The organism is Mesorhizobium sp. M0830, from assembly GCF_040319965.1.
Classification (GTDB): domain Bacteria; phylum Pseudomonadota; class Alphaproteobacteria; order Rhizobiales; family Rhizobiaceae; genus Mesorhizobium.
In genome coordinates this window covers 18,981-42,414 of record NZ_JAMYOR010000003.1, presented here as the reverse complement: position 1 = coordinate 42,414, position 23,434 = coordinate 18,981, and the positions used below count along the sequence as shown (strand labels likewise).

Genomic DNA, 23,434 nt, shown 5'->3' with positions numbered 1-23,434 from the left:
CCTCTGGTTCAGCTCAGGCCGTCTTCCAGACCGCCGGCAAAGCGATGAGGGCAAACAGCAATATGCCCGCATAGAACGCGATCGAGGAAATCCCGAGCAGCGGTTCTATCCCCGGATTGCCGGCGAGCAGGATGTAAAGGCCGATCATGAGCCCGATACCGCTGATGGCAGTCAGCCAGAAATGAACCTTGGCCAGGACCTTTTGCCCGACGGCCGGAAACAGATGGTAGAAAAAGGCGAAGACCGACGACATCAGCCATCCGGCGACCATCGTGTGGGCATGGGTTGGCATCTGGCCATGGTCTTCGCTGATCGCCATGTGGATACCGAGCGCCATGCCGCACAACGCATAGATAATGGCCAGCGTGAAGAAATTCCGTGCTACCCCTTGCATAATGTACCCCTCGAAATGTCTTTCCCGTTTGCGGGAGTGGATTGATCGTCAAGCGACTGTTGTCGCCGCGGACTCCCGACGCTAGCGCACTATCAAGCATCGGCAATATTCCGGACGATATCGCGCCGACTCCCTCCCGACAATGCGTATATTAGCAGGAAATCAGATAGCGCGTTCACTATCTCAGCCGCTTCTTCATTGCGCTGAAACGAAGCCGGGCTTTAGGCGACATCGTTCCGAAACAGGCACCGCGCTAAACGCCCGCTCCTCTGACGGCCGGCGCAAATCACGCCGCCGCAAATCCGACCAGAACACTGCAGGAGCACATCATGGACTGGTATTCGATCGTCAAATTCCTTCACGTCATCTCGGCCGTTCTGTGGGTTGGTGGTGGCTTCGTGCTGTTCCTTCTCGGCGTGCTTGCCGAGCGGGCGGGCAACATCGAGGACAAGCTGCAGGCGATGCGCGCCAGCGGCCAACTGGGCGGCAGGTTTTTTGCGCCGATGTCGATGCTGACGCTGGTCTTCGGCCTCATCATGTGCAGCTTCTGGGTCGGCTTCTCCGACCTGTGGATACTGATCGGCCTTGCCGGCTACGCCACGACCTTTTCGATCGGCATGCTCATCTTCAAGCCGACCGGCGAGCGCATCGGCGAGATGATCGCCAAGGAGGGCGTAACATCGGCTGTTCTTGCCATCGGTGACCGCATGATGCGCGCGGCACGCTTCGACTATGCGGTGATGCTGGTGATCATTGCCGACATGGTCCTCAAGCCGACTGCGCGTGACATCGGCGTCCTCGCCGGCATGGTGCTGGTCATCCTGGTTGGCGCGGCACTGGCCTTTGGCGGCAACCGTCGCCTCGTACCGAGCGCCGCCTGATCCCAGATAGAGAAGACGGCAGCCGCCTCACCTATTTTACATCAGGCCAACGATGCCGTCCCACAGCAGCTTCAGCGCCACGACCGCGACGGTTGCATAGGTGAAGGGATAGAAGATTTCCGGGCGCATCCGCCGCACCAGCCACGCCCCGGCTATGGTCGAGAGCGGCGCCAACGGCATCAGCACCGCCGACGCCGTCAAATTGGCGGTGTCGAACTGGCCGAGCGCGAAATAGGGCACCAGCTTCAGCGCATTGGTGGCGGCAAAGAAGATCGCCGCCGTGCCCGACAGGACCTTGGGATCGAGGCGGATCGGCAAGGCATAGACCTGGAAGGGCGGGCCGCCGACATGGGCAACAAAGCTGGTGAAGCCGGCGACCGTACCCCAGACGGCCGCAGCCACGCGGTTGGGGGCGGCCGCGTGACCGGCTCCATGGCGAAACTGCAGATAGAGCCAGCGCAGGACGAAGATGATGGCGACGGCACCGACGATCAGCCGCACTGCCCCTTCGGTGACCAATGCCGCCGTCAGCCAGCCAAGGCCGATGCCGATGACGGCTCCCGGCATCATGTCGACCAGCATCTTCCGGTCAAAGACACCCCACCATGTCCACACCGACACGATGTCCATCAGGCACAGGATCGGCAGCAGGATAGCGGCCGCCTGCACCGGCGGCATGGTCAGCGCCATCAGCGGCACGCCAACGAAACCGACGGCGCCGCCAAACCCGCCCTTGGACAGGCCGACCAGAATGACCGCCGGAATGGCAGCCGCATAGAACCACGGATCGAGAAGCAGGCCTGACATGGGAGGGAACTGGTCTGGAGGGAAAGCGTGTCGGTGATTGAATAACCCAGAATCCCGAGCTGAGCGACAGCAAATATCGGCATGGCTTGTGCACGCTGCCATGGCAGGCGCTGCCTATCGACGAGCCGAAACCAGCAGGAGCATTGGCCGCTTGAAATCCTTCGATTCAGTCCTCTGAAAACCGGCCGCGGCTACTCCGTTCAGGATGCGTGCACGAGCTTTGCCCTGCCACGCGGCGCCGTTGCATCGAGCGGTGGGGGCCGGCGCCGGATCGGCTGCGCCTTGATGATGGCGGTGCTGGTCTCGGCCTTGTCGGCGATGCGGTCGAGAATCCCGTCGAGATCGCCGATCGAGCGCACGAACAGCCGGGCGACGAAACAGTCATCGCCCGTCACCTTGTCGCATTCGCCGAATTCGGGGATTTCCTCGATCAGCTTCTGGACGATGTGCAGCTTGCCCGGCAAGGGCCGGATGCGCACGATCGCCTGCAACGTATAGCCGAGCGCCAGCGGATCGATCTCGACGGTGAACGCGCGGATGACGCCGCGCTCCTCGAGCCGTCGAAGCCGCTCCGAAACGCTTGGCGATGACAGCCCGACCTGAGCGGCGAGATCCTTCAGGGAGGTCCGCGCATCGTTGACCAGGATTTCGAGGAGATTTCGGTCGAGATCATCAAGCATTTTACATTTCCCGCTGATTTGGAACCATGGCCTAATATAGTTAGGTCATTTATCAATATCTCCTTTCCTATCGGATAGAAAGCCGCGTCACCACATGAGATCATAACGGCTCAACTGATACGGAGGTTTGTTGTGAACGATACGGTGCGTGGCACGGTCGAAATGTCCGCCGCAATGGCGATCCTGGGAACGATCGGATGGTTCGTCGTGCTGTCCGGCCAGCCGATCATGGATGTGGTGTTCTGGCGCTGCGCGTTCGGCGCGCTGACGCTGCTCATCATCTGCGCCGGGCTGGGCTTGCTGCGCAACAGGCTGTCATTGCGTATCATCGGCATCGCCGCACTCGGCGGCGTCGCCATCGTCGTCAACTGGCTTTTGCTGTTCAGCGCTTTCTCGCGCGCGTCGATCTCGATCGCCACCGCTGTCTACAACACGCAGCCCTTCATGCTGGTCGGGTTCGGCGCGCTCTTCTTCGCCGAGCGGCTGACGCTGACCAAGTTGACCTGGCTCGCCATCGCCTTCGCCGGCATGGTGTTGATCGTTGAGGCCGCTCCCGATGCTAGCGATGTCGGCACGGACTATTTTACCGGCATCGTCATGGCGTTGGGAGCGGCTTTCTTCTGGGCCGTCGCCGCCATTGTCACCAAGAAGCTCAAGGGCACGCCGCCGCACCTGATCGCACTGATCCAGGTCTGCGTCGGCGTCGTTATGCTGGCTCCGTTCGCCAATTTTTCGCAGCTTCCGGCCGATGCATGGAGCTGGACCATGCTGGCGACGCTCGGCATCGTCCATACCGGCCTGATGTATATATTGATGTACGGCGCCATCCAGAAACTGCCGACGCATCTGCAGGGGTCGCTGTCTTTTATCTACCCCGTCATTGCCATCCTGGTCGATGTCGTCGCCTTCGGCCATCGGCTGCATCTGAGCCAGATCGTCGGCGCCACCGCGATTCTGATCACCGCTGCCGGCATGAATCTCGGCTGGAAGCTGTGGAAGGGCCAAACGCCTATCGCAAGTCCACACCCGGTTAAGTGAAGCGGTCCCGCCGGCGTCCGGCGGGCCCACATCGCTATCCCGGCTGCCCGCCTGTTCAAAGCGGGCACTTTGCTCTATGCCGCAATCCAACCATCTTCGCCCGGCATAGGCGAAACGCGGGATCCGAAGAACCATGAATGACGCAACGCCCCCCAACCGCTGTCGCATCGTGCTGATCGCGCCGCCCGGCGTGCCGGCCGCCCGTATCGCCGCGGCATTCGAAGGCGGCGACGTCGCGTCGCTGATCCTGCCCGAGAACGGCATGGACGAGGCTTCCTTCCAGGCTTTCGCCGAACAGGTCGTGCCCGCAGCGCAAGCCGCCGGTGCGGCAGTGATCATTGCCGGCGACACCCGTATAGCCGGCCGCGTCCAGGCCGACGGTATCCATGTCGAGGTCTCCAAGGCCGAACTGGCCGAGACGATCGAGCATTTCCAGGCAAAGATGATGGTCGGCACCGGCGGCGCCAAGACGCGTGACGACGCGCTTGAGCTTGGCGAAACACGGCCCGATTACATCTTCTTCGGCCGCTTCGGTTACGACAACAAGCCAGAACCGCACCCGCGCAACCTGTCGCTCGGCAGATGGTGGGCGGATATGATCCAGATCCCGTGCATCGTCATGGCCGGATCCGACATTGCCTCGGTCGAAGCGGTGGGCGCCACAGGTGCCGAGTTCGTGGCGCTGTCGAGCGCCGTGTTCGCGGACGGCACCGATCCCAAGACAGCGGTCGCCAGTGCCAACGCGCTGCTCGACGAAACCGCGCCGCGCTTCGAGGACTGACGTGCCCTGGGCGAGGCTCCCCCTCCAGGCTCTGCTTGCGGCGCTGATGGTTCAGGCAGCGGCCGCCGAGACCATCCTGCTGCCGCAGCCCAAACCCGATGTCGGCGCACACGCGAACAAGCCGATCGAACAGCCGCTGCCGCAGCCGGCCACCACGGCCGAACCGACGCCTCTGCCCTCCGCCGACACTGTCAACCCCGACCGCTTCGGCGCAAAACCCGCCGATGCGGCCTATGGCGCCTTCCAGCGCGGGCTCTACAAGACGGCCTACAATCTGGCACTGGTCCGCGCGCAAAACGGCGATCCGGCGGCGCAGACCCTGGTCGCCGAGATCCTGTCGCGCGGGCTTGGTGTGCCGCTCAATTCGGCGGAGGCGGCGAAATGGTACGCGTTGGCCGCCGAGCAGGGTGTACCCGAAGCGCAGTTCCAGTACGCCCTGATGCTGCTCGACGGCCGCTACGTCAAGAAGGACGAAAAGGAGGCCTATGCTTTGATGCAGGCCGCCGCGGAAGCCGGCAACCGGCTGGCGCAGTTCAATTTCGCGCAGATGCTGGTCCAGCAGGACCCCGGCGACGCCGGCATGGCGAAGGCGGTCTCCTACTATGAGCGCGCCGCCGCTACAGGCCTTGCCGACGCGCAGTATGCGATGTCGCAGATCTACGCCAATGGCGTCGGCGGCAGGCCGCGTGACGATGTGCAGGCAAGGCGCCTGCTGGCGCAGGCGGCACAACAGAACTACGACACCGCGCAGATCGACCTCGCCGCCTGGATGATCGAAGGCCGCGGCGGTGCGCGCGACCTGAAATCCGCCTTCGGCTGGACGAAGCAGGCAGCGGAAGGCGGCAATGTCGCCGCCCAGAATCGCCTGGCCAAGCTCTATATGCAAGGCATCGGCACCGATCCGGATCTCGTCCTTGCCGGCGCCTGGTACATCGTCGCCCGCCGCGCCGGCCTCATCGATCCGCAGATGGACGATTTCCTGCAGGGGCTGAGCGACGGCGAGACCAAGCAGGCCCTGCAGAAGGCGAACCGCCTGCCGTAGCGGCCTCTCCAACCCGACCCCGACTTGGCGCTCCCTTGCCTCTTCTGGCGTTTTGTGGTCTTGGGAGCCCGAAATCGCTTTCGCAGCGACCATCCCATACCACGGCCTGGCCGTTGGTAGCATCCCGGATCACCTCATCATGGCCAAGATCAATGGCAACGAAATCCGTCCCGGCTATGTCATCGAGCATGATGGCGGCCTTTGGGTGGCGGTCAGGACCAACACGGTCAAGCCCGGCAAGGGCGGCGCCTACAACCAGGTCGAACTGAAGAACCTCATCAACGGCACCAAGCTCAACGAGCGCTTCCGCTCGGCCGAGACGGTCGAGCAGATCCGGCTCGACCTGAAGGACTTTTCCTTCCTCTACGCGCAGGAAGACGCGCTGGTGTTCATGGACACCCAAAGCTACGAGCAGCTCGAACTGAACAAGGACTTCGTCGGCGATCGCGCCGCCTTCCTGCAGGACGGCATGATGGTGACGGTCCAGCTCTACGAAGAGCGGCCGATCGGCATTTCGCTGCCCGACTATGTGACGCTGACCATCACCGAGGCGGACCCGGTGGTGAAGGGTCAGACGGCGGCCTCGTCCTACAAGCCCGCGATCCTGGATAACGGCATCCGCGTGCTGGTGCCGCCATTCATCGGCGCCGGCGAGCGCATCATCGTCGACACCAACGAAATCACTTACGTGCGCCGCGCCGACTGATGCATGTCGCGCAGGTGGCCGCGGTTTTGGGTCACCGACATGCATCAAGACAGTGTCTAAAGCGAAGCACCAGGAAGAACCACTATGGCACGCTCAGCCCTCCTCAACGTCATGGTCCAGGCCGCAATGAAAGCCGGCCGCTCGCTATCGCGCGACTTCGGCGAAGTGCAGAACCTGCAGGTCTCGATGAAAGGCCCCGGCGACTATGTCAGTCAGGCCGACCGCAAGGCCGAGGACATCGTCTTTGCCGAACTGTCCAAGGCAAGGCCGGGCTATGCCTTCCTGATGGAAGAGCGTGGCGCGGTCGAGGGTGACGACGGCCAGCATCGCTGGATCGTCGACCCGCTCGACGGCACCACCAATTTCCTGCACGGCATACCGCTCTTTGCCGTTTCGATCGCGTTGGAACGCCAGGGACAGATCGTTGCCGGCGTCATCTACAATCCGGCGATGGACGAGCTCTACACCTGCGAACGCGGCGGCGGCGCTTTCATGAACGACCGCCGCTTGCGCGTCGCCGGACGCATCAAACTGGTCGACACGGTGATCGGCTGCGGCATGCCGCATCTCGGCCGTGGCCATCACGGCAATTTCCTCGTCGAGCTGCGCAATGTCATGGCCGAAGTCTCCGGCGTCCGCCGCATGGGCTCCGCCTCGCTTGACCTTGCCTATGTCGCCGCCGGCCGCATGGACGGGTTCTGGGAAACGGGCCTGTCCGCCTGGGACATCGCCGCCGGGCTGCTTTTGATCCGCGAGGCGGGCGGCTTCGTCTCCGACATGGATGGCGGCCAGGACATGCTCGACAACGGCTCGGTTGTCGCCGGCAACGAGGTCATTCAGCGAGCCCTGCTGAAGGCCGTGAAGAAGCCGCTCTCTTCTCGTTGACAGGAAAGCCGCGTTGAAGGCATGCCGTGCTGAAGCGCCGCAGTCGTAAAACTGCAAACAAGACTTGAAATACTGCCCTGCGAGCGTCCAAATTGGAGCGCTCGGCGCAGGAAACCCGGCAGTGAACGACATCGATCCCACCCCCGACATCCCATTCGTTGGACGCTGGCACTATTCGCGCGCCGAGATGATCGCTGACGGCATCGTCCACGCGGTCGGCATCGTGCTGGCGATATCGGTCGGTTCGGCATTGCTGGCGCTGTCGGCCTTTCGTGTCGGGCCGGGCGAATACATTGCCGCCGCCTTCTATGTGGTCTCGCTGCTCACCGTGCTGTCGGTGTCGATGACCTACAATCTTTGGCCAGTGTCGTCGCCGGCGAAATGGGTCTTGCGACGTTTCGATCACGCCGCGATCTATCTGCTGATCGCCGCGACCTACACGCCTTTCCTGGCCCAGCTCGAAGGCTCGCCATTGGCGAGCTGGATGATTGTCCTGGTCTGGACCGCAGCGGTGCTGGGCATTGCCATCAAGGTGTTTTTTCCCGGCCGTTTCGACCGGCTGGCCATCGGCTTCTATCTCGCCATCGGCTGGAGCGGCATCATCCTGGTCAAGCCCCTTGTCCAGACGCTGCCGACGATGTCGATCGCCCTCATCGTCGCCGGCGGCATCGTCTACTCTTGCGGCGTCGTCTTCTTTGCCTGGAAGGGGCTGCGCTTCCACAATGCGCTGTGGCACGGTTTCGTCGTCACCGGCGCCGGCCTGCATCTGGCCGCCATGGTCGACTGCCTGGTCATCAATCGGCTCTGACACCGACGTCGACGCGGCAATCTTGCCAAGCGCCATTCAATTTGGTCACAATTCCGTTTAGAGTCGCGGTTCACGTGATCGGCGGCGGCATCGGAAACGGGGCACGGATGGCTTTTCTCAAATCCTTCGGCATGGGCAGACGCTCTGATGTCCTGATCTACGACCCGCACAAACTCTCGAGCCCGCAGGTCTTTTTGCTGACCATGGTGATCTTCCTGGTCATCGTGGCCTTCATCGCCGCCATCCTGACCCGGCAGATCTCGACCGCCTTCAGCAGCAATCCCGGCCTCAACGGGCTGATCGTGGGCGTGCTGGTGGTCGGCATCCTCTTGGCCTTCGCCCAAGTCGGACGGCTGTTTCGCGAAGTTCGTTGGGTCAACTCCTTCCGAGCCGGCTCGGAGACCACCGAACCGGTGCTGCTGGCGCCGATGAAGGCGATGATCGGCCGCTCCTCGGCCACGGCTTTCTCGACCAGCTCGATGCGCACCATGCTCGATTCCATCGCCACGCGCCTCGACGAAAGCCGCGACACCTCGCGCTACCTCGTCGGCCTGCTGGTATTCCTCGGCCTGCTCGGCACCTTCTGGGGCCTGTTGAACACCATCGGCTCGATCCGCGAGACGATTGAATCGCTCGATCCGGGCACCGGTGACGCCGCGGCTGTGCTCGATTCGCTCAAGCAAGGGCTTTCCGCGCCGCTGGCCGGCATGGGCACGGCCTTCTCGTCCTCGCTCTTCGGCCTGTCCGGCTCGCTGGTGCTCGGTTTCCTCGACCTGCAGGCCGGCCGCGCCCAAACGCGCTTCTACACCGAGCTGGAAAACTGGCTGTCCTCGGTTACCGACCTGTCGTCCGACATCGTCGTCTCCGACCCGGCCAAGGCCGAATCCTCGGACGAGATCCGGGTCCTGTCGGAAAGATTGCGCAGCATGCAGGAGAATGGCGGCGGCTCCAATCCACGCGTCGCCACCGCCATGGCCAATCTCGCCGACGGCATTTCCGGCCTGGTCAAGAACATGCGTTCGGAACAGCAGATCATGCGCGACTGGGTCGAGGCCCAGTCCGACGAACAGAAGGCGATGCGCAACACACTGGAAAAGATCGCCGATGCCCTGAAGAAGCCTGGGGTGCATTGACGTGGCACTCGCCAGGGGCCGGCGCACCGATCGCCGCATCGACTATTGGCCGGGCTTCGTCGACGCGCTGTCGACGCTGTTGCTGGCCATCATGTTCCTGCTCACCGTCTTCGTTCTGGCGCAGTTCCTGCTCGGTCGCGAAATTTCCGGCAAGGATACGGCACTCACGCGCCTCAACTCGCAAATCAACGAATTGACCCAGCTTCTGGCGTTGGAGCGCTCATCAACGCAGGACAAGGATGACTCGCTGGCCAATCTGCAGGCATCGCTGTCGGCGGCCGAAGCGGAAAAGAGCCGGCTCGAGCAATTGCTGGCGCAAGGCGCGGGCGCCGGCGACGCCGCCAACCAGCGCGCCGCGGCGCTGGGCGGCGAACTCGACAACCAGCGCCAGATCAGCCAGCAGGCGCTGAGCCAGGTCGAGATCCTCAACCAGCAGATCGCGGCCTTGCGCAAGCAGATCGGCGCGCTCGAGGATGCGCTCAACGTCTCCGAAAATCGCGATCGCGATTCCAACACCAAGATCGCCGATCTCGGCCGCCGCCTGAACGTCGCGCTGGCGCAGCGCGTGCAGGAACTGAACCGCTACCGCTCCGACTTCTTCGGCCGCTTGCGCGAAATCCTCGCCGACCGCGAGAATATCCGCATCGTCGGCGACCGCTTCGTCTTCCAGTCGGAAGTGCTGTTCCCGACCGGCTCCGAGGTGATCAACGATGCCGGCAAGGTCGAGATGAAGAAACTCGCCGACGCCATCATCGAGTTGCAGAAGGAAATCCCGCCCGAAATCAACTGGGTGCTGCGCGTCGACGGCCATACCGATAACAAGCCGCTCTCCGGCACCGGCCGCTATCGCGACAATTGGGAGTTGTCGACGGCGCGTTCGACCTCGGTGGTGAAATTTCTGATCGAGAACGGCGTGCCGGCCAACCGGCTCGTCGCCGCCGGCTTCGGTGAGTTTCAGCCGCTCGATGCCGCCGACACAGAAGAGGCGCGGAACAAGAACCGCCGTATTGAACTGAAGCTCACCGAACGTTGATCTCTCATCACGCGAGCTCACGCGAATTTGTTCGTCGGCTCAACTCTAGGGCGTGGACTGACGCCGGCAAGACCTGAAAAGATTATCTTTTTTTAATTACACATTGTCGCAGGGCGGCCCTAGCTTCCCGCCCGGGCTGAGAACCGCCGGCGATGAGTCTCCCGCATCGCGACACGACGGAACCGGACGGCCCAAAGGCCAGAAGGCAGGCGGAACAACCGCCGCCTTCCTCTACAAGAGGAGACGCGTGATGCGCTCTTTCACTCCCAGGACACCGCTAAGAACTGCAACACTCGCGGCGTTTCTCATCGCCGTTCCGCTTGCCGGCGCCTATGCCGCCGGCCATCACAAGGGTGCTCTCGACGCAACCGACCCGACCGATTTCACGGGGCCCCGGATCGACAGTGTCATCCAACAGGTCCAGGGCGTTCGCCAAGGCATAGTCGACGCCAAGCGGGCCAACAACATCACCCCGGCCGTGGCGCAGCGGCTGGAAATGCGCACCTCGCACATTACCCAGGCAGCTGAGAAAATCGCGGCGTCGGATCATGGCAGGATACCGGCCGCGCAATACCATGACCTGCTACGCCGCCTCGACAATGTCGACCAACGGCTGAGGCTCAATACCGGCAGTGGCTTCCTAATGGGCGACGGCGCGGACGGCGGCAACTACCCGAACGGCTGAAGCCGTAGCCCCTGACGGTCCAAGAGGAAGGGCCGCCCGACGCCCTCGGGACTCAATTCCGCGGGCGTCCTTTTACCAGCCCAGCCAGACCGCGATCAGGGAGGCAATCGCCGGCACGGTCTGGATGAACAGGATCTTGCGGCCGACCGTCGCTGCACCATAGAGGCCAGCAATGGCGACGCACAACAGGAAGAAAACCTTGACCTGGAAACCGGCAGCACCGAGGTAAAGCCCCCAGATGAGGCCGGCGGCGAGGAAACCGTTGTAGAGCCCCTGGTTGGCGGCGAGTACTTTCGAGGCACCGGCGAATTCGGGTGTCAAACCGAAAGCCTGGTGCCCGCGCGGCGTGTCCCAAAGCACCATCTCGAGATAGACGATGTAGGCATGGATCAAGGCCACCAGCCCAACCAGGATGTCGCCGATCATGCTGTTCCCCTCAACTGTGGCTGCAGCATTTCACGCATGACCGCATCAGCGCAAGATGCATCCCCGGCACAGTGCCTGAGGGTTGCCAAGGCTTTTGCGTTGGTGTCTTTTCGCGCCGTCCTCAATCACGGAAGCCGCCATGTCCTTTCAGAAACTCGATGATCTCGGCCATAAGCTCGAAGCGCTCGAGCATGCGCTGGCCATCCTCGGCGCCGACGAAGCCACTCACATGGCCGTCGGCGGCGGCGAGAAGCGTGCCGAGGCGATGTCGGCACTGGCCGGCATGTATCACACCAGGGCAACGGCGCCGGAGATAGCGGACTGGATTGCCGCGGCCGAAGGCGAGGCGCTCGGTGAAGAGCAACGGGCCGCCGTCGCGGAACTGCGGCGGCAGTACACCAACCTGACCTGCCTGCCGGTCGAATTCGTCGAACGCCAGACGACGGCTCGCATGCGCTGTGAGCAGCTGTGGCGCGACCTGCGCGCCAAGAACGACTGGGCGGCCTTCCAGCCGGCGCTGGAGGGCGTGGTGGCGCTGGTGCGCGAGGAGGCGGCGCTGCGTGCCGACGTGCTCGGCCTTGCCCCCTATGACGCGCTGATGGAACAGTACGATCCTGGCAACCGCACCGCCGATATCACACCGGTGTTCGCCGACCTGAAGGCTTTCCTGAAGAGCTTTGTGCCGGAGGCGCTGGCGATCCAGGACGCGCGGCTGCGCAAGCGCCCGTTGAAGCCGCTCTCAGGCACCTACGCGATCGACCGGCAGCGCGAGCTTGGCCTTGCGATGATGGCGGCGGTGGGCTTCGACCTGACGCACGGGTCGCTATCGGTGTCGCACCATCCTTTCTGCGGCGGCGTGCCGAGTGATGTCCGCATAACCACCCGCTACAAGACCTCCGATTTCCTGTCGGCGCTGATGGGTGTGCTGCACGAGACCGGCCATGCGCTCTACGAACAGAACCTGCCGAAGGCATGGTCGCACTGGCCGCTCGGCAAGGCGCGCGGCATGGCCGTGCATGAAAGCCAGAGCCTGTTTGTCGAAAAGCAGCTCGGCCGCAACCCGGCCTTCTGGCGCTGGGCGCTGCCGGTGGTCGAAAAGCATCTCGGCGAAGCCTGGTCGCTCGACGATATCCTGCCGCATGTGCATCGCGTCGAGCGCGGCCTGATCCGTGTCGATGCCGACGAGGTGACCTATCCCCTGCATGTCATCCTGCGCTACGAACTGGAACAGGAGCTCGTCTCGGGCCGGCTGGAGGTGGGCGACCTGCCCGAAGCCTGGGACGCCAAGATGCGCGACTATCTCGGCCTCTCCACCATCGACAACCCCGCCGACGGGCCGATGCAGGACGTGCATTGGCCGGGTGCGGCCTTCGGCTACTTCCCCTCCTACACGCTGGGCGCGATGATGGCGGCGCAGCAATGGGCGGCGCTGACGCGGGAACATCCTTCAGCCGACGAGGATCTTGCCAAAGGCAATTTCGAGGCGATCAACGACTGGCGCCGCCAAAAAATCTGGTCGCAGGGATCACGCTGGTCGACGCCGGATCTGCTCGAGCGCGCAACCGGCGAAAAGCTCAACGCCACCTATCTCGTGAACCATCTGAAGCAGCGCTATGGAACGGCGTAGGGCGGCCGGCACTTCAGGAGTGCAGACAGCTTGAACTACTCCGCCGCCCCCTTGAAGGCGCTGGCGCCTGTTTCGAATTGCAGCTTGGCCAGCCGCGCATAGATGCCGCCCTTGGCGACCAGGCTCTGATGCGTGCCTTCCTCGACGATCGAGCCGCCATCCATGACCAGGATCCTGTCGGCCTTCAGCACCGTTGCCAGCCGGTGGGCGATGACGATCGTGGTGCGGCCCTGCATCAGGCGTTCCAGCGCGATCTGCACCAGCGTCTCACTTTCGGCATCGAGCGCGGAGGTGGCTTCGTCGAGCAGCAGGATCGGCGCGTCGCGCAGAATGGCGCGGGCGATCGCCACCCGCTGGCGCTGGCCGCCGGAAAGCGTCACGCCGCGTTCGCCGACCTGGCCGTCATAGCCTTTTTCCAGCCTGAGGATGAATTCGTCGGCGAGTGCGTCCTTCGCCGCCGTCTCGATCTCGGCCTTGCTGGCGCCCGGCCGGCCGAAGCCGATATTGTCGCTCGCGGTGGCCGCGAAGATGGTGACGTCCTGCGGCACGATGGCGATGCGCTGGCGGACCGAAACGGGATCGGCCTCACGCACGTCGACGCCATCGATCAGGATCTTGCCTGTTTCGGGATCGTAGAAGCGCAGGATCAGCGAAAACACCGTGCTCTTGCCAGCCCCTGACGGCCCAACAATCGCTACCGTTTCGCCGGGCATGACCTGAAAGCTCAAGCCGTGCACGGCGGCGCGGTCGGGCCGCGCCGGGTAGGAGAAGGAGACGTTGTCGAAGACTATCTCGCCCTTAGCGACCGCGGGCAGTGGCTTCGGATCTGCCGGAGCATGGATCGCCGGTTTCTCGGCCAGGATCTCGGTCAGCCGTTCGGCAGCACCCGCAGCTTGCGCAAGCTCGCCCCACACCTCCGACAGCGCACCCAGCGCGCCGGCGGCAAACACCGAATAGAGCAGGAACTGGCCGAGCGTGCCCGGCGATATCGAGCCTTCGAGCACGTCGCGCGAGCCGAACCACAGCACCGCCACGACGGACGAGAAGATGGTGAAAATGGCAAAGAAAGTGAGGAAGGAGCGCGCGAAGATCGAGGCGCGCGCCGCCTCGAAAGCGGCTTCCACCGCAGCCGAGAAATGGCCGGTGACCAGCTTCTCGTTGGTGAAGGCCTGCAGCGTGCGCACCGCGCCGACCTGTTCGCTGGCATAGGCTGTCGCATCGGCCAGCGTGTCCTGCGCCTGCCGTGACTTGCGCCGCACCGAGCGGCCGAAAGCGACCAGCGGCAGCACGATGACGGGAATAGCGGCAATCACCAGGCCGGACAGTTTCGGGCTGGTGATCACCATCATCCCCAGAGCACCGAGCCCAAGGATGACGTTGCGCAGCGCGACCGAGGCCGTCGCCCCGACCGCGGACTTGACCTGCGTGGTGTCGGCGGCGAGCCGCGACACGATCTCGCCCGACTGGGCGGTATCGAAAAAGGAAGGCGACAGCGTCGTCACATGAGCAAAGACATCGCGGCGGATGTCGGCGACGACGCGTTCGCCAAGCGTGATGACGAAGTAGTAGCGGCCGGCCGATGCCGCCGCCAGCAGCGCGGCCATCGCCACCAGCGCGGCGAAATATTCGGCGATGAAGATGGTGTTGGCCGACGAGAACCCATGATCGATCATGCGCCGTACCGCGAGCGGCAGCGCCAGGGTCGTTGTCGCGGCGATGACCAGCGAGATGAGGGCGCCGATGACCAGCGTGCGATAGTGCGCGATATACGGAAACAGGCGCCCGAGCGGCTTGAGCGAGCGCCGGCGCTCGTCTGCGCTGCTGATGTGCGCCATCCCAGTGTTTCCTCTAGCCGCCCTTTGAGCCATGCGCTTCAATATGCGCTTGCCGCGGCCTTGTGATTCAATTCCGGCTGATGTATAGGCTCGCCGACCGTTTTAGAAGCCGTGGCTCCTCAATAGCTGCGGCTTCGAGTTTTAAAAAGGGGCGCATCGACGCAGGCTTATGCCCGTCAGCAGCGCCGGCAAGCCAGGAACCGAACCATGAAGACCGACATTCATCCCGATTACCACACCATCAAGGTCGTCATGACCGACGGCACCGAATACATGACCCGTTCGACCTGGGGCAAGGAAGGCGATACGATGAACCTCGATATCGACCCGACCACCCACCCGGCCTGGACCGGCGGCCAGCAGACCCTGCTCGACCGCGGCGGCCGCCTGTCGAAGTTCAAGAAGCGTTTCGAAGGTTTCGGCCTCTAAGGGCGATAATCTTTTCTCGGATCGGAAAACCCGCCCTTGTGGCGGGTTTTTTGTTGCAGCATTCATCCTTGTGCTTTTCCGCCTGCTATTCAGCCAGCAACTCCCTGAGTGCCATCCGCTTGTAGGCGGCGACCAGCCTGTCGCCCTCCTGCCGCTCGACCGAGATCGCCAGCCGCATGGCGGCTTCACCCATCTGCCAGACCAGCAACGCCGTCGTTTCCAGCGCCACCGGATCGGCCGCCGGTCGCAGCCGTTTCAGCACCGTGGTCAGAAACTCCGCATTGGCCCGGCTGTCGGCGAGCTCGAGCTGGTGCAGCGCCTTGTCGGCCTGCGTGCCCGACCAGATGTCGCGCATCACCGGCTCCGCCAGGAACAGCCGGTAGTAGATATCGACGAGTTCCGAAAACGCTTGGCTCAGCCCTTTGGCGTCACTGACTCCGGCTAGTGCGGCCGAGATGCAGGCTTGGCTTTCGGCGGTGTAGCGCTCGGCCAATGCCCAGATGATCGCCCGCTTGTCGGGAAAGAACTGGTAGAGCGAGCCGATCGATACCCCTGCCCGCTCCGCCACCTCACCCATGCGCATGGCGTCGCTGCCTTGCTCGGCTATCAGCGCCGAGGCGGCGGCCAGCATCCGCTCGACCCGTTCGCGGCTGCGCTGCTGGCTTGGCGCCCGGCGCGGCGAAGCGATCTGCTCCTGAGGGGAATCCGGCGAGGCCGCATCTTCCATGACTAACTCTCATACCGCCAAAATCGCTTGACTCGTAAAATACGAGGGTTTATCACGTTTTGCAAATGTGAGGAGTACTCATATTTTTAAGCAGAAGAAAACCGCAACCGGCATCTGGAGCAACTGACATGATCGCGAAAGTTCTGCCCATCCTCATCCTTATCGCCGCAATCGGCTCAGGAATCGTCGGCGGCGTCTTCTTCGCCTTTTCCAGCTTCATCATGCCGGGCCTCGCCCGCATGCCGGCCGCTGGCGGCATCGCGGCGATGAATTCGATCAATGTGACCGCTGTGACCCCGCTGTTCATGACCGCCCTGTTCGGCACGGCGCTTTTCTGCGTCCTTGTCGCCATCGGCGCGGTAATGGACTGGAGCCAGTCGGGTTCGCTCTGGCTGATTGCCGGTAGTCTGGTCTATCTCATCGGCACCGTGGTGGTGACGATGGTCTTCAACGTCCCGCTCAACGATGCGCTCGCCACCGTCGATCCGGCAAGCGCCAGCGGCGCAAGTCTGTGGTCGCGCTACCTCAATGAATGGGTGATGTGGAACCATGTCCGCACCGTCAGCGGCATAGCCGCGCTGGCATCCTTCTGGTTCGCCGCGCGTTGACCGCAATGGGCGGAGCCATCGATGGCCGACAGTGAGGCTCCGCGCCTGAAAAGTTCGGCACGTTTTTTGGAGACGGATCTTGAAGGATCAGTACTCAAACATGGCCTTCGGCACGGCCATCGGAGTTGGTGTCGGCTCGGCGATCGGCGCCGCTCTGGATGATCTGCCAATCGGCATCGCTATGGGCATCGCCATAGGCGCGGCTTTCGGAGCGTTGCGACGTAAGTGACGGTGCTGCCGGCGCTCTTCAGGCCTTTGTTTTTCGATCCGAATGGCCGAGATCGCGATCCGGATCGATGACGTCGCGCACAAGCTGCTTGAGTTTGGCCGCGTCCGGAAAGCCGCCATCGCGCTTGCGGTCCCAGACCAGAGTGTCATTGCAGGAAATGGTGAAGATGCCGCCGGTGCCAGGCACCAGCGTCACCTCGCCGAGATCGGTGCCGAAGGTCGACAGTAGCTCCTGCGCCATCCAGCCGGCACGCAGCAGCCATTGGCACTGCGTGCAATAGGTGATGCGGATAGTGGGAGGCGCTTTTTCGCTCATGCCGCGCTGAGCTTGGCCATCGTCTCGTCGTCGACCTCGAAGTTGGCATAGACGCTTTGCACGTCATCGTCGTCCTCGAGCGTGGCGACCAGCTTCATCAGCGACTGGGCCCGCTCCTCGTCGACCGGAACATTGTTTTGCGGCCGCCAGATCGGCTTCACCGATTCGGCCTCGCCGAGCGCACCTTCCAGAGCCTTCGATACCTCGCCAAGATTTTCGAAGGCGCAGTAGATGGTGTGGCCTTCCTCATCGGACTCGACATCGTCGGCGCCGGCTTCGATCGCCGCATCCATGATCTTGTCGGCGCTGCCGGCCGATGCCGGATAGTAGATCTCGCCGGAGCGGTCCCACATGAACGACACCGAGCCGGTTTCACCCATCGCCCCGCCGGCCTTGGTGAAGGCAGCGCGCACGTTCGAGGCCGAACGGTTGCGGTTGTCGGTCAGGGCCTCGACGATGACGGCGACGCCACCTGGACCATAGCCTTCATAACGCACGGCTTCGTAATTCTCGGCGTCGCCCATCGAGGCCTTGTTGACGGCGCGCTGGATGTTGTCCTTCGGCATCGACACCGCCTTGGCGTTCTGGATCGCCAGGCGCAAGCGCGGGTTCATCGATGGGTCGGGCGTACCGCTCTTGGCGGCGACGGTGATTTCGCGCGCCAGCTTGGAAAACATTTTCGACCGCACTGCATCCTGGCGGCCCTTGCGGTGCATGATGTTCTTGAACTGTGAATGGCCAGCCATGGCACCCCTGTCGTGTTCTCGGCTAGAGCATCCGAAGCAGGTGATCTCACCTCGACTTGCGCAATGCTCGAATTCAAAATTTCAGAGCGTCCCAGGTGCAACTCGTGGAAGCACGGCGTTCTCTGTCGGAATGGCCGGCTTATAGATAAATCGGCTCAATTCGTCCAGCCACACGGCGCATGGGACGCACGACATGGATCGCCGCCATCGCTCACGCCTCCAGATCCGACTTCAACCGGTCGATGATGCTGAGCGCATGGCCGGCATACTGGCTGATCCAGCGGTCATGGATCTGCTTGATCGGCAGCGCGTTGAGATGGTTCCAGCGCTCGCGTCCGTCGCGCCGCGCGACGATGAGGTCGGCCTCCTCCAGCACCTTGAGGTGTAGCATCACGGTGCAGCGATCGATATCGGGAAACGCATCGCACAGCATGCCGGTGGTCCTTGGCGCATCCTTCAGCTGATCCAGGATTTCGCGCCGGCGCGGATGCGCCAGCGCCTTGAAAACATGGTCGTCTTGCGATCGGCTTGACATGTTATATTTCTATAACATATCCTTCGGCCAATCAAGGGAAGGAGTTGTGGATATGTCACTTGGATTCAGTGTTTCAGGACGCATCGGCAGACCGGTCGCCGACGTCTTCGACGCAGTCGTCAATCCAACGAAGCTCAGCGGCTATTTCACCACGATCGGCGGCGCCAGCGCGCCGCTGCAAGCGGGTGCCAGTGTCGTCTGGTGGGGCAAGGTGCCAGTCGAGGTCGACGAGGTGGTCAAGGACAGCCGCATCGTGCTGCGCTGGGATGCCACGGATGCCGACGGCAAGCCGGCCTACAAGACCCGCGTCGAGATGAATCTCGAACCGCTCGACGATGGCGGCACCTTCGTCACCATCGCCGAGAGCGGCTGGCGGGAAGGCGCGGTCGGCCTGAAGAAATCCTACCTCAACTGCGAGGGCTGGTCGCAGATGCTGGCCTGCATGAAGGCCTATGTCGAATACGGCATCAATTTGCGCGACGGCTACTACCGCAGCGAGATGAAGGGCGAACCCGCCAACGAGACCAACATTTGAACGTGACGACGGAGCCCGCAATGACCGCGAAGATCACCGGCGGCATCAACATCGCCATGAAGGTGCCGCCGCACCAATATGAGGCGACGGTCGCCTTCTACCGCGACGTCGTCGGCCTGAAGCCGTTCACCGATAAGGCGCCGGCAATCGGCTTCGAGCTCGGTCCCAACCGCTTGTGGATCGATGAAGCGCCGATGTTGAGCCAGGCCGAGGTGTGGCTGGAGCTGTTCACCGATGATTTTCCCGCCGCTGCGGATCATTTCGCCCGGGCCGGAATTGTGCGTTGCGATGCTATCGAGCCTCTGGGCGAGGGCTTCCGCGGCGGCTGGATCAGCAATCCAGCCAGCATCGTTCACATGCTGCGCGAACCAGACGCCTGGTGAGCGCCAAGCCCGGAAAGGACAATCCCATGGAAATCCGCGAGACACCGACCGCCGAAGCCGGCATGCTGATCCGGCGGCCTGTCGCCCACGTGTTCGAGGCCATCGTCGATCCGGCCATCACCACGAAATTCTGGTTCACCCACGGCAGCGGCCGTCTCGACAGCGGAAAGCAGGTTCGTTGGGAGTGGCGCATGTACGGCGTCTCGACGACAGTCGATGTCAGCGAGATCGTCGCGAACGACAAGATCGTCATGCAGTGGAGCGATCCGCCGACCACGGTGGTCTGGACCTTCACCGAAATGCCCGGCGATGCGACCTTTGTGGAGGTTCGCAATTTCGGTTTCGCCGGCAACGGCGACGAGCAGGTGAAGGAGGCCATCGGTTCAACCGGCGGCTTCACCCTCGTGCTGGCCGGCGCCAAGACGTGGCTGGAGCACGGCCTGACGCTCGGCCTGATCGGCGACCGTCACCCGAAGGGTGTGCCGACGAACTGAACCGGCTCAAGATCGCCGTTTTTCCTGTTCAATCACATGGTGACGGAGCACGCGATTGATCTCGGTTTGGTATCCGCCGCCCCTCAGTGCCCACCACCCGCCTTCGCCTTCTTGCGCCGTCGCGCCAGCATGTTGAGCCCCTCGACCAGCGCCGAAAAGCCCATCGCCGCGTAAATATAGCCCTTGGGCACATGGTAACCCATGCCATCGGCGATCAGCGTCATGCCGATCATCAGCAGGAAGCCCAGCGCCAGCATGACGATGCTCGGGTTCCTGGCGATGAAGTCCGCCAGCGGTCCGGCCGCCAGCATCATCACGCTGACCGCGACGATCACGGCGATGTACATGATGGCGATCTCGTCGGTCATGCCGACGGCGGTGATGATCGAATCGATGGAGAAGACGAGGTCGAGCAGCAGGATCTGGAAGATCGCACCGGCAAGGCTGATCTGCAGCGTCTCGCCCAGCATCGTGTCCTTGTGGTCGTCGGGATCGACCGTGTGATGGATTTCCTTGGTCGCCTTCCAGACAAGGAACAGGCCACCGGCGATGAGGATCAGGTCGCGCCAGGAAAAGCCGTGGCCGAGGGCGGTGAAGACCGGCGTCGTCAACTGAACGATGATCGAAATGGTGGCCAGCAGCACCAGCCGCATGACCAGCGCCGCCGAGATGCCGAGGCGGCGTGCGCGGGCCCTTTGGGCTACCGGCAGCTTGTTGGTCAGGATCGAGATGAAGATCAGATTGTCGATGCCGAGAACGATCTCCAGCACGACCAGCGTCAGCAGCGCGACCCAGGCCGTTGGATCGGACACGAATTGAAAATGCGGTGCCAGGAATTCGATGAGCTGCATGGAGGTCGTCCCCTCTATTAACGATCTAGAGCAGTGTCGCCGGCAGTTAGGTACTATGCGCGGCTATATCAATGTCACGACCAGAAGGACGGGGCGGTTTCCTCCAGCCGCGGGCCGCGACGAAACGGCGCGATCTTCTCCGTCAGCCCGGTGCGGTCGGAAATGTCGACCCCGACGCCGCACAATGTCGCCGGTCCCGTCGCAGCCTCGAAGCGCCCTTTCGGCACTTTCGACAGGAACCGGTTGAGTGGTTCCTCCTTGTCCATGCCGAGCGAGGAATCATAGTCGCCGCACATGCCGGCGTCGGACATGTAGCCGGTGCCGCCATTGAGGATCTGGTGATCGCCGGTCGGCTGGTGTGTGTGGGTGCCTATGACGAGGCTGGCGCGGCCATCGACGAAATGCGCGAAGCACATCTTTTCCGAGGTCGCCTCGGCGTGGAAGTCGATGACCACCGCATCCGCCTGCTCGCCGAGCGGACAGGCGGCAAGCTCGCGTTCGCCGGCCTGGAACGGGTCGTCGAGCTCGGGATGCATGAACACCCGGCCCATGATGTTGGCGACCAGCACGCGCGCGCCGCTCCTGGCGATGTAGACGCCGGAGCCGCGTCCGGGCGTGCCCTTGGGAAAGTTGGAGGGGCGCAGGAAGCGCTCTTCGCGCGGCGCGAAGGCCAGCGCGTCGCGCTGGTCCCAGACATGGTTGCCCGTGGTGACGACATCGGCGCCGGCTGCGATCGTCTCGCGAAAGATGTCTTCGGTGATGCCGAAGCCGCCGGCGGCATTCTCGCCGTTGACGATTACGAAATCGAGTTTGAAGTCGGAGATCAGCCCGGGCAATTGTTCCCACACCGCGGTGCGTCCCGTTTTTCCAACCATGTCACCGAGGAAGAGAAGTCTCATATGATCCCGCACCGAAGGTCAGCGAAGCAAAAGCTGCATGACGCCAGTGAAAGATCATGCGTCCATTTATCTACAATTTTGGCACGAAGCGGCGCAACCCGCTCTCGGTGAGTATTTCCGCGATGATGACGTCATGGTCCTCATCCGGCACCTGCGCCACCTCCTGGCAATCGAAGGCGATGCCGATCAGTCGCGGCGGCTGTCCCTTGTCGATCAGCCTGGCGATGGCGCGGTCGTAATAGCCGGCGCCGTAGCCGATGCGATGGCCGCGCGCATCGAAGGCGGCGAGCGGCACCAGCATCACCGAGGGATCGAGCACCTCGGCCTCCTCATGCGGACCGACCGTGCCGAAACCCATCTCGACCATCGGCGCGCCGCGCACCAGCTCGCGAAAGACGATCGTGGTCTTGTCGAGAATGGCCGGCAGACAGAGCCGTGCGCCCTTCTCGCGCAACGCAAACATCAGCGGCCTGACGTCGACCTCCGAGCGCATCGGCCAGAAGCCGGAAACGATCTGGCCCGCTTCGATGTGGAGGTGATCGCGCGCCGTCTCGGCCATTTCCAGCGCGATCTCCACCCGCCAGAATTCATCGAGCGCGTCGCGGCGCCCGAGTGCCTCGCGGCGAAGCTGCTTTTTCAGGTCTCTAGACAATGTCATGCGCCAACGCTGGAGAAGGCCAGATTTGAATGGAGAAGAGCGGCGTTTCCACCGTATCATTCACCGAATGCGTGGAGACGCCTTGGAGAGGCGACGGTCCACACAACCGGTGGAGAGAGCGATCCCGGGAACCTACAAAGTAGGTGGGCGCCGTGTGAGAAAACCCACGGGTCTTCCCAGGGACAGCTCCCTAAGGATCGTTAAGGCCCCGGGGAAAATGTTCTCCTGCCGGGAAGCACAGACCGTCACCCGCAATATAGGCGGCTCATCGGGCAAGCGCCAGAGAGACAGCGTGGCCGGCGACTTTATTCTCTGCAAATCCGTTGCTCCTGTTCAGCTCCATGCCGCCATGCCTTGCACTGGCAAGTCCGTCTCCCTACGGTTGTCGTGGCAACCAAGGAGCTAGAATGCGTTTCGAAGGCACGGCGGCCTATGTCGCCGACAAGGATCTGATGGTGGCCGTCAACGCGGCGATCGCGCTGGAGCGGCCCTTGCTGGTCAAGGGCGAGCCTGGCACCGGCAAGACGGAGTTGGCGCGCCAGGTGGCGGCGGCACTCGGCCTCGACCTGATCGAATGGCACGTCAAGTCGACCACCAGAGCGCAGCAGGGCCTTTACGAGTACGACGCCGTCTCGCGGCTGCGCGATAGCCAGCTCGGCGATATCAGGTTCAACGACATCAAGAATTACATCAAACGCGGCAAACTTTGGGAGGCGTTCGCGGCCGGCAAAAAGGTCGTGCTTTTGATCGACGAGATCGACAAGGCCGACATCGAATTCCCCAACGACCTGCTGCAGGAACTCGATCGGATGGAGTTCTTCGTCTACGAGACCGGCGAAACGATCCGTGCCGCGGTCAGGCCGATCGTCATCATCACCTCCAACAATGAGAAGGAGCTACCGGACGCCTTCCTGCGTCGCTGCTTCTTTCACTATATCCGCTTTCCCGACGTCGACACGCTGCACAGAATTGTCGATGTCCACTATCCCGGCATCAAGCAGAACCTGGTGCGGGCGGCGCTGACCCAGTTCTACGAGATCCGCGAGGTGCCGGGACTGAAGAAGAAGCCGTCGACCTCCGAAGCGCTCGACTGGATAAGGCTGCTGGTCGCCGACGACATTGCGCCGGAAGATTTGCGCGCCGACCCGAAGAATGCCCTGCCCAAACTGCATGGCGCCCTCTTGAAGAACGAGCAGGACGTGCACCTATTCGAGCGGCTGGCCTTCATGGCCAGAAGGCAGCAGTAGCGCTTTCCCTTCTGTGG

General features: G+C 62.9%; 30 protein-coding genes and 1 other RNA gene. 18 read left to right on the top strand and 13 right to left on the bottom strand.

Translation table 11 applies throughout. The features are described 5' to 3' along the window. Nucleotides 1-13: 13 nt before the first annotated feature. Entirely contained in the window at nt 14-394 is a 381-nt protein-coding gene (locus tag NKI20_RS02880; RefSeq protein WP_023758641.1) for a hypothetical protein, read from the bottom strand. 329 nt (nt 395-723) lie between these two features. Here NKI20_RS02880 and NKI20_RS02875 point away from each other — a divergent pair, with 329 nt between their 5' ends. Next, nucleotides 724-1,275 carry a DUF2269 family protein gene (locus NKI20_RS02875; RefSeq protein ID WP_352605583.1) on the top strand — a complete coding sequence of 184 codons (552 nt, stop codon included), beginning with the start codon at nt 724-726 and terminating at the stop codon, nt 1,273-1,275. Nucleotides 1,276-1,311: 36 nt separating this feature from the next. Here NKI20_RS02875 and NKI20_RS02870 read toward each other — a convergent pair whose 3' ends face one another. Both NKI20_RS02870 and NKI20_RS02865 read right to left on the bottom strand, forming a co-directional pair. Beyond that, nucleotides 1,312-2,082, bottom strand: a complete 771-nt coding sequence (locus NKI20_RS02870) for a sulfite exporter TauE/SafE family protein (protein ID WP_352605581.1) — start codon at nt 2,080-2,082, stop codon at nt 1,312-1,314. A gap of 200 nt (nt 2,083-2,282) precedes the next feature. Further along, a complete protein-coding gene (locus NKI20_RS02865) occupies nt 2,283-2,762 on the bottom strand; it encodes an Lrp/AsnC family transcriptional regulator (RefSeq protein WP_352605579.1) in 480 nt (159 codons plus the stop codon). A 132-nt stretch (nt 2,763-2,894) separates the two neighbouring features. Between NKI20_RS02865 and NKI20_RS02860 the strand changes: the two genes are divergently transcribed. The 9 genes from NKI20_RS02860 to NKI20_RS02820 all read left to right on the top strand — a co-directional run bounded on the left by NKI20_RS02860 (nt 2,895) and on the right by NKI20_RS02820 (nt 10,873). Next, nucleotides 2,895-3,800 (top strand): DMT family transporter, encoded by a 906-nt coding sequence (locus tag NKI20_RS02860; protein ID WP_352828147.1) that lies wholly within the window; start codon nt 2,895-2,897, stop codon nt 3,798-3,800. Between the two features lie 133 nt (nt 3,801-3,933). After that, nucleotides 3,934-4,581: a thiamine phosphate synthase gene (locus tag NKI20_RS02855; protein WP_023758635.1), complete on the top strand. Its 648-nt coding sequence runs from the start codon at nt 3,934-3,936 to the stop codon at nt 4,579-4,581. A gap of 46 nt (nt 4,582-4,627) precedes the next feature. Then, nucleotides 4,628-5,623 (top strand): tetratricopeptide repeat protein, encoded by a 996-nt coding sequence (locus NKI20_RS02850; protein WP_502898031.1) that lies wholly within the window; start codon nt 4,628-4,630, stop codon nt 5,621-5,623. Nucleotides 5,624-5,762: 139 nt separating this feature from the next. Further along, complete coding sequence (efp, locus tag NKI20_RS02845; protein ID WP_023758633.1) at nt 5,763-6,329, top strand: elongation factor P; 567 nt, start codon at nt 5,763-5,765, stop codon at nt 6,327-6,329. 84 nt (nt 6,330-6,413) lie between these two features. Then, the gene (locus NKI20_RS02840; RefSeq protein WP_352605573.1) at nt 6,414-7,214 is read left to right on the top strand and encodes an inositol monophosphatase family protein; all 801 of its coding nucleotides are present in this window, start codon (nt 6,414-6,416) and stop codon (nt 7,212-7,214) included. Between the two features lie 121 nt (nt 7,215-7,335). Beyond that, nucleotides 7,336-8,022 carry a PAQR family membrane homeostasis protein TrhA gene (trhA, locus tag NKI20_RS02835; protein WP_023758631.1) on the top strand — a complete coding sequence of 229 codons (687 nt, stop codon included), beginning with the start codon at nt 7,336-7,338 and terminating at the stop codon, nt 8,020-8,022. Nucleotides 8,023-8,129: 107 nt separating this feature from the next. Next, entirely contained in the window at nt 8,130-9,155 is a 1,026-nt protein-coding gene (locus tag NKI20_RS02830; protein ID WP_352605571.1) for a MotA/TolQ/ExbB proton channel family protein, read from the top strand. Between the two features lies 1 nt (nt 9,156). Then, entirely contained in the window at nt 9,157-10,188 is a 1,032-nt protein-coding gene (locus NKI20_RS02825) for a peptidoglycan -binding protein (RefSeq protein WP_352605569.1), read from the top strand. 250 nt (nt 10,189-10,438) lie between these two features. Further along, entirely contained in the window at nt 10,439-10,873 is a 435-nt protein-coding gene (locus NKI20_RS02820) for a hypothetical protein (RefSeq protein ID WP_352828141.1), read from the top strand. A gap of 72 nt (nt 10,874-10,945) precedes the next feature. On the opposite strand, the gene NKI20_RS02815 is transcribed toward NKI20_RS02820, so the two are convergent. Further along, nucleotides 10,946-11,299, bottom strand: coding sequence for a DUF1304 domain-containing protein (locus NKI20_RS02815; RefSeq protein WP_023758627.1), 354 nt, complete (start codon nt 11,297-11,299; stop codon nt 10,946-10,948). 139 nt (nt 11,300-11,438) lie between these two features. Between NKI20_RS02815 and NKI20_RS02810 the strand changes: the two genes are divergently transcribed. After that, on the top strand, nt 11,439-12,926 hold the full coding sequence (locus NKI20_RS02810; protein WP_352828139.1) for a carboxypeptidase M32: 1,488 nt from the start codon (nt 11,439-11,441) through the stop codon (nt 12,924-12,926). A gap of 35 nt (nt 12,927-12,961) precedes the next feature. On the opposite strand, the gene NKI20_RS02805 is transcribed toward NKI20_RS02810, so the two are convergent. Beyond that, nucleotides 12,962-14,761 (bottom strand): ABC transporter transmembrane domain-containing protein, encoded by a 1,800-nt coding sequence (locus NKI20_RS02805; RefSeq protein ID WP_352828137.1) that lies wholly within the window; start codon nt 14,759-14,761, stop codon nt 12,962-12,964. Nucleotides 14,762-14,968: 207 nt separating this feature from the next. Between NKI20_RS02805 and rpmE the strand changes: the two genes are divergently transcribed. After that, the gene (rpmE, locus tag NKI20_RS02800; RefSeq protein WP_006327661.1) at nt 14,969-15,190 is read left to right on the top strand and encodes a 50S ribosomal protein L31; all 222 of its coding nucleotides are present in this window, start codon (nt 14,969-14,971) and stop codon (nt 15,188-15,190) included. An 85-nt stretch (nt 15,191-15,275) separates the two neighbouring features. On the opposite strand, the gene NKI20_RS02795 is transcribed toward rpmE, so the two are convergent. Then, nucleotides 15,276-15,917: a TetR/AcrR family transcriptional regulator gene (locus NKI20_RS02795; protein WP_352828134.1), complete on the bottom strand. Its 642-nt coding sequence runs from the start codon at nt 15,915-15,917 to the stop codon at nt 15,276-15,278. A gap of 128 nt (nt 15,918-16,045) precedes the next feature. On the opposite strand from NKI20_RS02795, the gene NKI20_RS02790 reads away from it, so the two are divergent. Beyond that, nucleotides 16,046-16,525: an anthrone oxygenase family protein gene (locus tag NKI20_RS02790; protein WP_352733034.1), complete on the top strand. Its 480-nt coding sequence runs from the start codon at nt 16,046-16,048 to the stop codon at nt 16,523-16,525. Nucleotides 16,526-16,604: 79 nt separating this feature from the next. Beyond that, nucleotides 16,605-16,754, top strand: a complete 150-nt coding sequence (locus NKI20_RS02785) for a glycine zipper domain-containing protein (RefSeq protein ID WP_352733067.1) — start codon at nt 16,605-16,607, stop codon at nt 16,752-16,754. Between the two features lie 18 nt (nt 16,755-16,772). On the opposite strand, the gene NKI20_RS02780 is transcribed toward NKI20_RS02785, so the two are convergent. The 3 genes from NKI20_RS02780 to NKI20_RS02770 form a co-directional block, all read right to left on the bottom strand. After that, nucleotides 16,773-17,069 (bottom strand): Rdx family protein, encoded by a 297-nt coding sequence (locus tag NKI20_RS02780; RefSeq protein WP_352605558.1) that lies wholly within the window; start codon nt 17,067-17,069, stop codon nt 16,773-16,775. Beyond that, nucleotides 17,066-17,815, bottom strand: coding sequence for a YebC/PmpR family DNA-binding transcriptional regulator (locus NKI20_RS02775; RefSeq protein WP_352828130.1), 750 nt, complete (start codon nt 17,813-17,815; stop codon nt 17,066-17,068). The genes NKI20_RS02780 and NKI20_RS02775 overlap by 4 nt, the downstream gene beginning before the upstream one ends. Nucleotides 17,816-18,026: 211 nt before the next feature. Beyond that, entirely contained in the window at nt 18,027-18,350 is a 324-nt protein-coding gene (locus NKI20_RS02770) for an ArsR/SmtB family transcription factor (protein WP_352733039.1), read from the bottom strand. Nucleotides 18,351-18,402: 52 nt separating this feature from the next. On the opposite strand from NKI20_RS02770, the gene NKI20_RS02765 reads away from it, so the two are divergent. From NKI20_RS02765 to NKI20_RS02755, 3 genes are read left to right on the top strand one after another with little or no spacing between them, the layout of a single operon-like run. Beyond that, a complete protein-coding gene (locus NKI20_RS02765) occupies nt 18,403-18,885 on the top strand; it encodes an SRPBCC domain-containing protein (protein WP_352828128.1) in 483 nt (160 codons plus the stop codon). 20 nt (nt 18,886-18,905) lie between these two features. Further along, nucleotides 18,906-19,268 (top strand): VOC family protein, encoded by a 363-nt coding sequence (locus tag NKI20_RS02760; protein WP_352605554.1) that lies wholly within the window; start codon nt 18,906-18,908, stop codon nt 19,266-19,268. Nucleotides 19,269-19,294: 26 nt separating this feature from the next. Next, a complete protein-coding gene (locus NKI20_RS02755) occupies nt 19,295-19,762 on the top strand; it encodes an SRPBCC family protein (RefSeq protein WP_352828125.1) in 468 nt (155 codons plus the stop codon). Nucleotides 19,763-19,845: 83 nt separating this feature from the next. Here the strand turns inward: NKI20_RS02755 and NKI20_RS02750 are convergent, their stop codons facing one another. From NKI20_RS02750 to ssrS, 4 genes are all read right to left on the bottom strand, one after another. After that, nucleotides 19,846-20,613, bottom strand: a complete 768-nt coding sequence (locus tag NKI20_RS02750) for a TerC family protein (protein ID WP_352605550.1) — start codon at nt 20,611-20,613, stop codon at nt 19,846-19,848. Nucleotides 20,614-20,687: 74 nt separating this feature from the next. Further along, a complete protein-coding gene (locus NKI20_RS02745; protein WP_023758614.1) occupies nt 20,688-21,512 on the bottom strand; it encodes a TIGR00282 family metallophosphoesterase in 825 nt (274 codons plus the stop codon). Nucleotides 21,513-21,582: 70 nt separating this feature from the next. Beyond that, on the bottom strand, nt 21,583-22,170 hold the full coding sequence (locus tag NKI20_RS02740) for a 5-formyltetrahydrofolate cyclo-ligase (RefSeq protein WP_023758613.1): 588 nt from the start codon (nt 22,168-22,170) through the stop codon (nt 21,583-21,585). 91 nt (nt 22,171-22,261) lie between these two features. Further along, nucleotides 22,262-22,417: non-coding RNA, 6S RNA (gene ssrS / locus NKI20_RS02735), on the bottom strand. 160 nt (nt 22,418-22,577) lie between these two features. Here ssrS and NKI20_RS02730 point away from each other — a divergent pair. Further along, a complete protein-coding gene (locus tag NKI20_RS02730; RefSeq protein ID WP_352605546.1) occupies nt 22,578-23,417 on the top strand; it encodes an AAA family ATPase in 840 nt (279 codons plus the stop codon). Nucleotides 23,418-23,434: the final 17 nt, after the last annotated feature.